We start from the raw sequence: 12,529 nt of genomic DNA, 5'->3' as shown, positions 1-12,529 counted from the left end.
CTCAATAACATGAACGCTTTTAACGGATTAGGAATGGGACTTGGCAATTTGGCGAGAGTATCGAATGCGGTATCGAGATCGATTTCCCCGGAAAATTTTACGGGCGAGAAGGGCAAAGGAGCCATGGCGTCGGAGGGAACGGGGGCTCATGCGGCGCGAGACCTTGGCGTTGGCTGGAAGGTATCTCCTTCGGTCAGCATCGCGGGCCATCAGGAGTTTACGATGGGGGTTATCGACGGGCCCGGCGTTATCCAAAATATTTGGCTGACCTGCTCGCATCAGGCCGTAAGATCGCTTATTTTCAAAATCTATTGGGATGAGGAAGAGGATCCTTCCGTGTACGTGCCGGTCGGAGATTTCTTCTGCAACGGCTGGGGCGAACGCGCGCTTGTGAATTCGCTGCCGATCTCGGTGAATCCGGCGGGCGGCTTCAACAGCTATTGGGAAATGCCTTTCCGCAAAAAGGCGCGGATCGTCATGGAGAACCTGTCGCATGAATCGACGATTCTGTATTATCAGATCAACTACACGCTGACGGAAGTTCCGGACGATATGGCGTATTTCCATGCCCAGTGGCGCCGCAGCAATCCGGTCCAATACAAGGACGTTCATACGATTGTTGACGGCATTAAAGGTAAAGGGCATTACGTCGGCACCTATCTCGCCTGGCAGGTGAACAGCAACAACTGGTGGGGAGAGGGAGAGGTTAAGTTCTACATGGACGGCGACAAGGACTATCCGACAATCTGCAGCACGGGGACGGAGGATTACTTCGGCGGCGCCTGGAACTGGGATATGAACGGGCAGTATGTGACGTATTCCACGCCGTTCCTCGGGATGCATCAGGCGATTAAGGCCGACGGCTTGTACAAGGCGAATCAGCGCTTTGGCATGTACCGCTTCCATGTGATGGACCCGATCCGCTTCGAGGACGATCTGAAGGTGACGATTCAGGCGCTCGGCTGGCGCTCGCATGGACGCTATTTGCCGCTGCAGGACGACATCGCGTCCGTCGCGTACTGGTATCAGCTGGAGCCGCATGCGGCTCATCCGCCAATGCCGGGGATTGACGAGCTTGAGATTATTTAGGCGGTAAAATAGCAGGCTGGCCTGGGGTCATTGGACTTTGAGGGCCAGCCTTTTCTGTTTATCACTATACTATGCTAGGCCTTGCCGATGCCCTGATAATAATACCCGATTCTGCGCATCCGCTTAGCATTCATCATATTGCGTCCGTCGAAGAAGTTGGGCTGCCCGAGAAGCTTCTTCGCTTTCTTCCAATCGAGCCGTTCGAACTCGGGCCATTCCGTGCACAATATAATCGCTTCCGCTCCTCTTAAGGCTTCTTCGGCTGAGGTACAGACCTTCACCGCCCGGTAGGAACCGTGCGGCGGTAAAGCGGCAATGGGATCATACAGCCGAACGTTGGCCTGTTCGAGCAACAATTGATCGATAATCCGTAAAGCCGGCGCTTCCCGAATATCGTCGGTATCCGGCTTGAACGCAAGCCCCAGTATCGTAACGGTTTTGTCCGCGAAGCTCGTGAGCCGCGACCTCGCCTTGTCGAGCAAATAGGCGTACTGCGTGCGGTTCACTTCCATAACTCCCTCCAGGATGCCAAGATGTACATGATGCTTTCTCGAAGTCATAACCAATTCCGAGACATCTTTAGGGAAACAGGAACCGCCGTACCCCAGGCCGGCTTGCAGAAAGCTTGACCCGATCCGGGGATCAAGGCCCATTCCTTCGGCAATCTCCGTTACGTCCACTTCCAGCTCGTCGCAGAGTCTCGCAAGCTCGTTCATATACGATATTTTAGTTGCGAGAAACGAATTGGATGCATACTTGATAAGTTCGGCGGTCCGCGGCGTGGTTACAATCCAAGGGCACACAAAAGGCCAATACAGCTTTTTAAGCTGTTCCGTTGCCCGCTGGCTATCGGTACCGATCACGATGCGGTCGGGATTCAAAGCGTCTTTGACGGCCTTGCCTTCCCTTAAAAATTCGGGATTGGAAGCGACTTCGAAGGGATAGGCTGCTTGCTGCGCCGATTCAATCCACTTTTTGATCTTCTCTTGCGTTCCGACGGGAACGGTGCTTTTGGTGACGACAAGCTTATAGCCTTTCATGGAACGCCCGATATCCTCGGCGGCTTGCCTAATGTAGCGAAGGTCCGCGCTGCCATCCGGCAGCGATGGCGTTCCGACGCAAAGGAAAATAACGTCGTGTTCTTTAATGGCGATTTCCTTATCCGTCGTAAACTGCAAGCGGCCGCTTTGCACATGCTTGGCAATAAGGGCTTCAAGACCGGGTTCGTGAAAATGCAGGCGCCCTTGCTTTAGCCGTTCGATTTTGCCCGCATCGATATCAAGTCCGGTTACTTGCCAGCCGGTCTCGGCGAAAACCATTGCGGTCGTGGCTCCTACATAGCCCGTACCGATAATCAGAATTTTCAAGGTTCCTTCACCTCTTTATCCATAAGTCCCCCGGCGACAATGGAATGTTCGCCGATTATGACATTGTTAATAGGGAATGGGAGATCTTTCATATGAACCCCATTCAAAATGATGCTATTCTCGATTTGACAGTTTTCTAGCCTAGAGCCCGCGCCCACCGAGACGTAAGGGCCGATCCGGCAATCCTTCAGCACGCAGTCTTTATCGATCGATACCGGTTCTACGATTGTGCATCCCTCCATACGGACAGAGTCGTGAATCCGTTTCTTTAATGCGTCCGCGTTCAGCAATTTTTGATTGGCCTGCAGCCAACGCTCCTTCGTGCCGACGTCGATGTTCAATTGATCGGTAACGCGGTAAGCGACGTCATAATTCTGCTCGATCAACCGCTGAATCGCGTCTGTTATTTCGTACTCGCCCCGCTTGGAGGGAGCGATTTCGTTCACGGCGCCAAAGATCTCCTTCGTAAACGCATAGCCCCCTATTACAGCTAAATTAGACTTCGGATGCGCAGGTTTCTCTTCCAGACCTACGATTCGCGAATCTTGGATCTCCGCGATGCCGTAATCGTGCGGGTCCTCAACTTCCGCGAGCAGCAAGGACGCTTGTACACCGCCTTGCTCAATATCGTTCTTCAAATCCGACAACGGGGCGGAGATCAAATTATCGCCGAGCAGCAGCAGGAACGCTTCGCCCGATAAATAATCTTCCGCTTGTTTAAGCGCATTCGCGATCCCCTTTGGTTCATGCTGATAGATGTACGTAATCGAGATACCCCATGCTTCCCCTTCGCCGAATTGCCCGCGAATGTCGGCCTCTTGGGATGGATGAATGACGATGCCGATGCGATCTATTCCAAGCTCCATTAATTTCATGATTGATAATTGCAGCAGGGGCGTATTTGTGACAGGTATAAGCGTTTTTGGCCGATTATTGGTAAACGGATATAAGCGGCTTCCTTTCCCTGCACAGAGAATCAATCCCTTCAATAGCTTCTCACCTCTCTCTATCAACTTCTATTATTCTATGAAAACAGGTTTCACTTGGTATGGGCGTATACTGTACGCGGTATAAAGTAGGTCGCTGATGTTGGTCAAAACGCCGTGCCCTGCGCAGAAGTCCATTCATATCCTAAAAAGAATGCCTGTGGGAAGATTTGACCTAAGGAGTTGAGAGACATTTGAGAATCGCTCAAATATCGACGAATACGATTCCTGTACCTCCGAAGGATTACGGGGGCACGCAGCGCGACGTGCATTATTTAACGGAAGAGTTGGTCAACCGGGGGCATGAGGTGTTTCTGTTTGCCAAGAAAGGCTCGACTTCGAATGCGACCCAAACGTTCGAGTATGATTCGGATGATCCGATAAAGCAGCTCGACTTTATTATTGAAAACCTTCCGCCAGACGTGGATATCATACACGATCATTACGGCATCGTTGCGAAAGCGAACCCGCCTATTCCGACCATCCGCCAATCCCATTCCAAAGGAATCAAGGAAAACGTGCAGCTTCCGGTTTACGTCAGCAAATTCATCCGCCGTAAATATGGAAAACGAAAAGGCTATGCCATCCATAACGGCATCCGCATGGAGGACTACACCTACACGAAAGACAAAAAAAATTATCTGCTCTTCTTAGGAAGATTAATCGAGGAGAAAGGCGTCCACCTCGCCATTAAGGTTGCCAAAAAAACAGGCATGCCGCTCATCATTGCCGGCACGCTGAACGACAAAGCCTACTTCAATGCTAAGATCAAACCTCATTTGGGAAGGAAAATCAGTTATATCGGCCCCGTCGGCGGAGACCGCAAACGCGAGCTGCTCGCCAACGCAAGCTGCGTCCTGTTCACTTCGATTTGGGATGAACCCTTCGGACTCGTGCTCATTGAGTCACTGGCCAGCGGCACACCCGTATTAGGCTTTAAGAAAGGCGGCGTTGCCGAGGTGCTCAAAGGAATGCCTCGGCTCTTATGCAGAACGACGTCCGACATGGCGAAGAAGGTCAAATACCGCAAACGGCTGCCTTCGGCGAGCGCATGCAGACGTTATGTCAGAACCCGCTTCACCGACCGCATCATGACGGATCAATTCCTAAGCTTGTACCAAAAAGTCATCGATAAGAAATTGTACAAAATCAAAAAAAATACATTATGGAACCAACGTAAAGCCAAGCTTCTGGCTGCGGCTGCGCCGAATGGAGATGACAAGTAACATGATCACCGTAATCGCGTGTACCATGAGATCCTCATTCATCGATAACGTATTCGAGAATTACGACCGGCAGCTTTGGAAGGACAAACAAATGATTATCGTTTTGAATAACGACAAAATGGATATCGAACTCTATCGGGAGCGGGCAAGGAAGTATCCGGAGAACGAAGTGAGAGTGATCCAGCTTCCCGAGGAATACAAGCTTGGCAAATGCCTAAACTACGCTATCAATCTGGCCCAAGACGGCCTCATCGCCAAGTTTGACGATGACGATTACTACGGGCCCAAATTTTTGAGTGAAGCCGCCCTTGCAATCAAAAACGGCAAAGCCTCCATCGTGGGCAAAACGACCTCCTACCTTTACTTCGAGGCTGCCCGTTCGCTGATGGTTTTCCGCCAGGGGAGCGAGCAGAAATACACGCGCAACATTAAGGGAGGCACGCTGGTCTTCCGGAAATCGGTCTGGAGGCGTGTAAGGTTTCCCGAGTTCAAGAAGGTCGGCTCGGATTCCGGCTGGGTCGGGCGGTGCATCCGAAGGGGCTATCGCATTTATTCCCTATCCAAGCGGCACTATGTTTGCATTAGGAGAAAGAATACGAACAGTCATACGCAAAAGAAAAGCACGCGCCTCTACATGTCGCATTGCAAGCTTGTTCGCAAGACGAATGATTACAGACGTTACGTAAACTAAGGATGGCATGAATAAGCCGTCATTTTCGGCTTGGCAGGAGTGCGGAGTGCGATTTATAGCGGCAGCGCAAGAAGCAGACGGTTACCCCCGTCTGCTTCTTTTTTATCTTATACCGTCTGTCCCTTCCGAAGGTCACGCGGCGAGATGCCACGCAGTTGGCGGAACAGCTTCGAGAAGCTGTTAATGCTGCTGCAGCCGATCTCGGCGGCGATGTCCGTAACGCTCATCGCGGTGTTTTTCAGCAAATATTCGGCTCTATTAACGCGGTTAAGATTCATGTATTGTACAAACGTCTGGCCGGTAATCTTCTTAAACATGCGGCAGAAATGATACGGGCTCATATGGACAAATGAGGCTGCCTGTTCGACGGTTACCCGTTCGGCCACGTCGGATTCCAGGCGGGTGAGCAGTTCCTTGAACCGGTCGGTCCTCGCGCGGAATGCGTTCATCTCGGCGTCGCTGCGCTGCATGACGGTAAATTCCCGGCTAAGCCAGGTGAAGAGCAGTTGGCAGTAGGAGCGGACCGCAAGCTCATAGCCATGAGGCTTCTGCTCGAATTCCCCGGCTAGCTGCAGCGTTGTTTGCTTCAGCAGCGGGTACCACGGATCCGTCTGTTCAATGCGGCTCGCGATCATGGACATGCCGTTCGTATAAGGAGCGACCAGATCGACAATATGCGGCTCCTTCAGGCCTAGTATGGATGGATTAAACACAAGCGCGTAAATCGTAAAAGACTCGTTCGGATTCATTGAAGCGGCGGAATGAAGCTCGCCGCTGTTGACGAACAGCATGTCTCCCGGTTTGGTCGGGAACGGCTGTCCCCCGATGGTGTAGAGCACCTCGCCGCTTTCGACGTAGATTAGCTCGAAATGCTCATGCCAGTGAAGGGGCAAGGAGCAGCCTACTCCAAAGGTCGGATGAAACACATTGATCGGCAGAGCCGGATCGGTCATAAGGGTATTTTCCCATAAGTCACTTCGCATAGGCGCTTCCTCCAGTCATCAGATTAGCAAGATCGGGATAATAATCAACAAGAAGCATTAAGACATTAATCGGCGAACGTTCTATATTTGTTAATGTTATCACATTTACTCGTTGCGGTTGATATCGATTGTTGGAGCAAAATTGGTTTAAATGACCGGGAGGGTATCGGCAGCTATGGCTCAGATGAAAACAGACAGATCCATCTCTTTGTACGCGCTCGCGTGGCCAATCGCTATCGAGTTGATTTTACAGTTTCTAATGGGAACCGTTGATTCCCTGATGGTAAGCCGCTTGGGGGATAATGCGGTGTCGGCTGTGGGCGTATCCAATCAGGTGATGCGTTCCCTGCTTACGATCTTTGTGCTTATTAACGGCGGCGCGGGTATCGTTATTGCGCGCAGATGGGGAGCGGGCGACCCGACTACGGCAAGGCGTGCCGCGGCTATGGCTATTAAAGTCGGGCTTATTGGCGGGGTTCTGATTAGTCTGCTGTTCGCTTTTGGCTCGGGAACCATTGTCCGGTTAATGGGGACGCCTGCCGAAGTGGTGCCGCAGGCGACCACTTATATGTCCTTTATCGGCGGCTGCTCTCTCTTGACGGAGCTTAATATGATGCTGACCGTGATGATTCGTAACACCGGCAATACGCGCGGGCCGATGATGATTGCTATCGGAATGAACGTGGTTCACGTGCTGCTGAACTATCTGTTTATATTTGGCGAGTTTGGCTTCCCGCAGATGGGGATCGAGGGGATTGGCATCTCGACGATAATCAGCCGTTTGCTTGCGTGCGCTGTGGGAGTATGGCTCTTGCTTCGCTCATTCCCAAGCCCGTTCCAGCGGAGCGACTGGCGCGGGTTTGACCGTCCGCTGCTTAGGGAGATGGTTGGCATCGGTCTTCCGAACCTGGGAAATGCGGCGTCCTGGGGATATTCGCAGATTGTAACGCTGGCGATTGTGTCATCCATGGGGGCGGCGCAGCTGGCTGCCTTCTCCTACTTCAACATTATTCAGCAGCTGCCCTGGCTGATCGGCAATTCGATCGGCATGGCCGTCCAGATTCAGTGCGGTCAGCTGTACGGCGGGAAAAGGTATGACGAGGTCTACCGGGCTCCGTACCGCGCCGCCATGATTGGGATGGTGCCAACCTTTGCGCTGGCCGTGCTGCTGTACGCTTTTGGACATGCAACGATCGGCTGGTTTACGTCGGATCAAGAGATAACCGGCATCCTGCTGCCCCTGTTCTTCTGGTGCATGATTTGGCAGCCGATGCGGACATGGACGTATTCCTTCATCCAGTCCCTGACGGCGATTGGCGAAGCCAAGTTTGTCGCCATGAGCAGCATGCTGGGCATGTGGATCTTCGCGACTGGCGGCGCTTACGTGTTTGGCGTGCTGCTCGATATGGGCATAATGGGGGCACTCATTGGCCTGCTGCTAGACGAACTGTTCCGCGCCATCCTCGTTGGCACGCGCTGGATCCGACGCCGCAAGCTGCCTAGGCAGCAAGGGGGGTCTGCGTCTGTGGTGCAAACGGTTGGTATGAACTAGATTAAGGAAGCCACTCTTGAAGGAGTGGCTTTTTCTGTGTGAGGCGAAAATGCCTTGGCGTATGCGCTACGTTACGTTGAAAAATGTCCAATAAAAAAAACCGAAATTGATCGGTAAGTGAGGCTACGTTGGATTCACTCCAGCAAAATAGGCGCGCATGCTCCTGAACAGATCCTTTAGGCACACGAAATGCGCATTCACCCCCGATATCCGGTTGACACCCAAAATCTCCATATTATATAGTAAAAGCAAGGTTTAGCACTCTAATATAGAGAGTGCTAACGTAATCACATGATATTGGAAGGAGAACATCACACGAATGGAAAAGCAACAGTTCAAAGCGGAATCGAAACGGCTGCTGGAGATGATGATCAACTCCATTTATACGCAGCGCGAAATTTTCTTGAGAGAGCTTATCTCGAATGCCAGCGATGCGATCGATAAAATCTACTACAAAGCACTGACGGACGACCAGCTGGTATTTAACAAAGAGAGCTATTATATAAAAGTAACGGTGGATAAGGATAACCGGAAGCTGATTCTCTCGGATACGGGTATCGGCATGACGCAAGAGGAGCTGGAAAACAACCTTGGCGTTATTGCGAAGAGCGGCTCGCTGGCGTTCAAGAAAGAGAACGAAGCGAAGGACGGCCACAACATTATCGGCCAATTCGGCGTGGGCTTCTACTCCGCGTTTATGGTGGCGGACAAGGTTGAGGTTATCAGCCGAGCGCTTGGCGCGGATAAGGCATTCAAATGGGAGTCGGAAGGCGCTGACGGCTACACGATTACTCCTGCGGACAAAGCGGATGTGGGCACCGACATCATCATGACGATCAAGCCTAACACCGAGGACGACAATTACGACGAATTCCTCGAAGAGTACCGCTTGAGATCGATCATTAAGAAGTACTCGGACTTTATCCGTTATCCGATCAAGATGGATGTAAAGGGCCAGCGTCCGAAAGAAGGCAGCGAAGGCGAGTTCGAGGAATACCAAGAGGAACAAACGATCAACAGCATGGTTCCGATCTGGCGCAAAAACAAAAACGAGCTGACGCAGGAAGACTACGACAACTTCTATTTCGAGAAGCGTTACGGCTTCGACAAGCCGCTGAAGCATCTTCATATCAGCGCGGACGGCGCGGTAGTCTACAATGCGATTCTTTTTATCCCGGAAAATACGCCTTTTGACTATTACACGAAGGAATTCGAAAAAGGCCTGGAGCTCTACTCGAACGGCGTCCTCATTATGGACAAATGCGCGGACCTGCTGCCGGACTATTTCAGCTTCGTGAAAGGGATGGTCGACTCCGAGGATCTGTCGCTGAACATTTCCCGGGAACTGCTGCAGCATGACCGTCAATTGCAGCTGATCGCGAAAAACATCAAGAACAAAATCAAAAGCACGCTGCAAAGCCTGCTTAAAGAAGAACGCGAGAAGTACGTAGGCTTCTATAAGGCGTTTGGCCGTCAGCTGAAGTTTGGCGTGTACAACGATTACGGCGCGAACAAGGATACCTTGCAGGATCTGCTTCTGTTCTACTCCTCGAAGGAGAAGAAGCAGGTTACGCTGGAGGAATACGTATCCCGCATGCCGGAAGACCAGAAGTATATCTACTACGCGTCGGGCGAGTCGATCGAACGTCTCGAGAAGCTGCCTCAAGCCGAGATCGTAACGGACAAAGGCTATGAGCTGCTCTACTTCACCGACGATATCGACGAATTCGCGATCAAGATGATTGGCACGTACAAAGACAAGTCGTTCAAAAACGTGTCCAGCGGCGATCTTGGCATCGAAGCCGACGAAGCGGAAAAGCAAACCGAAGAAGAAGCGAACGACAACAAGGATCTGTTCGCGGCCATGAAAGAGATTCTTGGCGACAATGTTACGGGCGTAAAAGCTTCGAAGCGCCTTAAATCCCATCCGGTCTGCCTGTCCTCCGAAGGCGAAGTGACGATCGAGATGGAGAAGGTGCTGAAGGCGATGCCTAACGGCCAAGACGTGAAAGCAAGCAAGGTGCTGGAAATCAACGTGAACCATGACGTGTTCAAGGCGCTGAAGGATGCTTACGCAACCGATAAAACAAAGCTGAGCCTGTATACCAGCCTGCTGTTCAACCAGGCTCTTCTGATCGAAGGCTTGACGGTGCAGGATCCGGTTCAGTTCACGAACGATATTTGCAAAATCATGCTGTAAACGTCTGTCTCGGCAGACTGCAATTAAAGCCGGCCCCGCAGGGGGACCGGCTTTTTTTGCGTCCGTTCTACCATCAACCTGCCATGCATATGCTTGTATCACTATGGTAGCGTTTTCGTGAAACCGCGCGTCGGAATCTATCAATAACGCTAGCAAGCTACTTTTCGAAAAGGAGATGGTTAGCCCATGATTTACGCTGAGCCGGGTAAGCAGGATTCGAAGATTACGTTCAAGAAACGGTACGAGAATTACATAGGTGGCCGCTGGACGCCGCCAACGCAAGGCCAATATTTCGAAAATGTTTCTCCCGTGAACAACGCGGCCTTCTGCGAAGTAGCCCGTTCCACATCGGAGGATATTGAGCTTGCGCTGGACGCGGCGCATGCGGCAAAAGCCGCCTGGGGACGGACCTCCGCGGCGGAGCGCGCGAATATCCTGAACCGGATTGCCGACCGGATCGAGAGCAATCTGGAGACGCTCGCCGTTGCCGAGACCTGGGATAACGGCAAGCCGATCCGCGAATGTCTGGCAGCCGACCTGCCGCTCGCAATCGATCATTTCCGGTATTTCGCCGGCTGCATCCGCGCGCAGGAGGGCTCGCTCAGCCAGCTCGACAACGACACGGTTGCTTACCATTATCACGAGCCGCTTGGCGTTGTTGGCCAGATCATCCCTTGGAACTTCCCGCTGCTGATGGCGACGTGGAAGCTTGCTCCGGCGCTGGCTGCGGGCAACTGCGTTGTCCTGAAGCCCGCGGAGCAGACGCCGGCTTCGATCTGCGTGCTGATGGAGCTGATCGAGGATCTGCTGCCTGCCGGCGTTGTTAACATCGTTAACGGCTTTGGGCTGGAAGCGGGCAAGCCGCTTGCCTCAAGCAACCGGATTGCGAAAATTGCCTTCACGGGCGAGACGACAACCGGCCGCCTCATCATGCAGTATGCCTCGCAAAATCTCATTCCGGTAACGCTTGAGCTTGGCGGCAAATCGCCAAACATTTTCTTCGAGGACATTATGGCGAAGGATGATGCGTTGTTCGACAAGGCGCTGGAAGGCTTTACGCTGTTTGCGCTGAATCAGGGGGAAGTGTGTACCTGTCCGTCCCGCGCGCTGATCCAGGAGTCGATCTACGACAGCTTTATGGAGAAGGCGCTGCGGCGGGTAGCCTCGATCCGCCAAGGAAATCCGCTCGACACGGATACGATGATCGGAGCCCAGGTGTCCACCGAGCAAATGGAGAAAATCCTAAGCTATATCGACATCGGCCGCCAGGAAGGCGCCGAATGCCTGATTGGCGGAGGCCGCGCGGCTATCGAAGGCGATATTTCGCAGGGCTACTATATTCAGCCGACCGTGCTTCGCGGCAATAACGGCATGCGTATTTTCCAAGAGGAGATCTTTGGGCCGGTTGTTGCCGTCACGACCTTCAGCACGCCGGAGGAAGCGCTGGCCATAGCCAACGATACGCTGTACGGACTGGGTGCCGGCGTATGGACGAGGGACATCAACGCAGCGTTCCGGATGGGACGCCAGATCGAGGCCGGGCGCGTGTGGACGAACTGCTACCATGCTTACCCCGCGCATGCGGCGTTTGGCGGCTACAAAATGTCCGGCGTTGGCCGCGAGAACCACAAAATGATGCTCTCGCATTACCAGCAGACGAAAAACCTGCTCGTCAGCTACAACCCTGATGCGTTAGGCTTCTTCTAATTATGGCCGCGGAAACCGTGCTTAAGGTGCTTGCCACGGAAAGCGCGCTTGAGCTGATCGGACGGCTCCGGGCTAAGCATGGCGACGTCATGTTCCATCAATCGGGCGGATGCTGCGACGGCAGCTCGCCGATGTGCTTCCCGCTGGGCGAATTCCTGATTGGCGAACAGGACGTGTTGCTTGGCGAGATTGGCGGCGCGCCGTTTTATATGACCAAGGCGCAATACGACTATTGGAAAAACACGCAGCTAATTATCGACGTTGTTCCCGGACGTGGAGGGATGTTCTCGCTGGAAGGACCGGAGGGATTGCGATTCCTGACGAGATCCCGCGTCTTTACCGCCGATGAATTGCGAAGTTTAGGTTTGCTGTAAAATAAAAACGGTCTCCGCTTCGCCTTAATTCAGGCATCGCGAGGACCGTTTTTTTTTGTGAGCGATCAGTTCTCGAGTTCCGTGTCTTCCTCGTCATCTTCGTACGAGCCGACGCGGTATTCGTCGGTCTTCTCGCCGTCTTCCCAAATCTCGACGAACAGCGCATCACAGTTCTCGAAATCCTCCGGGTTCAGCGACTGTACTTTTTCCTGGTCATCGCCGACGTATACATTTTCCATCCCGTCCTCCGTGAACGAGACAACGACGTAAATTTTCATGATTGCTGGCCCTCCAATGCAATTCTTTATTGAAGCAGTATACCATAAACGGCTTATCTCGCACCTGCCTTCCTCA

The 12,529-nt window shown here is 52.6% G+C and carries 11 protein-coding genes; 7 read left to right on the top strand and 4 right to left on the bottom strand.

Annotation, left to right across the window (positions count from 1 at the left end; all coding sequences use genetic code 11):
- Positions 1-9: 9 nt before the first annotated feature.
- On the top strand, positions 10-1,089 hold the full coding sequence (locus WFK81_RS04940; RefSeq protein ID WP_336785310.1) for a glycoside hydrolase family 172 protein: 1,080 nt from the start codon (positions 10-12) through the stop codon (positions 1,087-1,089).
- Between the two features lie 74 nt (positions 1,090-1,163).
- On the opposite strand, the gene WFK81_RS04935 is transcribed toward WFK81_RS04940, so the two are convergent.
- Positions 1,164-2,456, bottom strand: a complete 1,293-nt coding sequence (locus WFK81_RS04935) for a UDP-glucose dehydrogenase family protein (RefSeq protein ID WP_336785309.1) — start codon at positions 2,454-2,456, stop codon at positions 1,164-1,166.
- Positions 2,453-3,436, bottom strand: a complete 984-nt coding sequence (locus tag WFK81_RS04930; protein ID WP_336785492.1) for a sugar phosphate nucleotidyltransferase — start codon at positions 3,434-3,436, stop codon at positions 2,453-2,455. The genes WFK81_RS04935 and WFK81_RS04930 overlap by 4 nt, the downstream gene beginning before the upstream one ends.
- Before the next feature lie 200 nt (positions 3,437-3,636).
- Here WFK81_RS04930 and WFK81_RS04925 point away from each other — a divergent pair, with 200 nt between their 5' ends.
- Together WFK81_RS04925 and WFK81_RS04920 are read left to right on the top strand one after the other, a co-directional pair.
- Complete coding sequence (locus WFK81_RS04925; RefSeq protein ID WP_336785308.1) at positions 3,637-4,668, top strand: glycosyltransferase family 4 protein; 1,032 nt, start codon at positions 3,637-3,639, stop codon at positions 4,666-4,668.
- 1 nt (position 4,669) lies between these two features.
- Positions 4,670-5,359 (top strand): glycosyltransferase family 2 protein, encoded by a 690-nt coding sequence (locus WFK81_RS04920; RefSeq protein ID WP_336785307.1) that lies wholly within the window; start codon positions 4,670-4,672, stop codon positions 5,357-5,359.
- A gap of 107 nt (positions 5,360-5,466) precedes the next feature.
- On the opposite strand, the gene WFK81_RS04915 is transcribed toward WFK81_RS04920, so the two are convergent.
- Positions 5,467-6,342: an AraC family transcriptional regulator gene (locus tag WFK81_RS04915; RefSeq protein ID WP_336785306.1), complete on the bottom strand. Its 876-nt coding sequence runs from the start codon at positions 6,340-6,342 to the stop codon at positions 5,467-5,469.
- Between the two features lie 175 nt (positions 6,343-6,517).
- Here WFK81_RS04915 and WFK81_RS04910 point away from each other — a divergent pair, with 175 nt between their 5' ends.
- From WFK81_RS04910 to WFK81_RS04895, 4 genes are all read left to right on the top strand, one after another.
- Positions 6,518-7,894, top strand: coding sequence for an MATE family efflux transporter (locus WFK81_RS04910; RefSeq protein ID WP_336785305.1), 1,377 nt, complete (start codon positions 6,518-6,520; stop codon positions 7,892-7,894).
- 319 nt (positions 7,895-8,213) lie between these two features.
- A complete protein-coding gene (gene htpG / locus WFK81_RS04905; RefSeq protein WP_336785304.1) occupies positions 8,214-10,094 on the top strand; it encodes a molecular chaperone HtpG in 1,881 nt (626 codons plus the stop codon).
- Between the two features lie 186 nt (positions 10,095-10,280).
- The gene (adh, locus tag WFK81_RS04900) at positions 10,281-11,801 is read left to right on the top strand and encodes an aldehyde dehydrogenase (protein ID WP_336785303.1); all 1,521 of its coding nucleotides are present in this window, start codon (positions 10,281-10,283) and stop codon (positions 11,799-11,801) included.
- A gap of 2 nt (positions 11,802-11,803) precedes the next feature.
- Positions 11,804-12,175 (top strand): DUF779 domain-containing protein, encoded by a 372-nt coding sequence (locus WFK81_RS04895; RefSeq protein WP_336785302.1) that lies wholly within the window; start codon positions 11,804-11,806, stop codon positions 12,173-12,175.
- A 65-nt stretch (positions 12,176-12,240) separates the two neighbouring features.
- Here WFK81_RS04895 and WFK81_RS04890 read toward each other — a convergent pair whose 3' ends face one another.
- Positions 12,241-12,453, bottom strand: coding sequence for a hypothetical protein (locus WFK81_RS04890; protein ID WP_336785301.1), 213 nt, complete (start codon positions 12,451-12,453; stop codon positions 12,241-12,243).
- Between the last annotated feature and the right edge of the window lie 76 nt (positions 12,454-12,529).

It is taken from the genome of Paenibacillus sp. MMO-177 (assembly GCF_037147795.1).
In the GTDB taxonomy this organism is placed as follows: Bacteria; Bacillota; Bacilli; order Paenibacillales; family Paenibacillaceae; genus Pristimantibacillus.
This window is presented reverse-complemented; position numbering and strand designations above follow the sequence as displayed.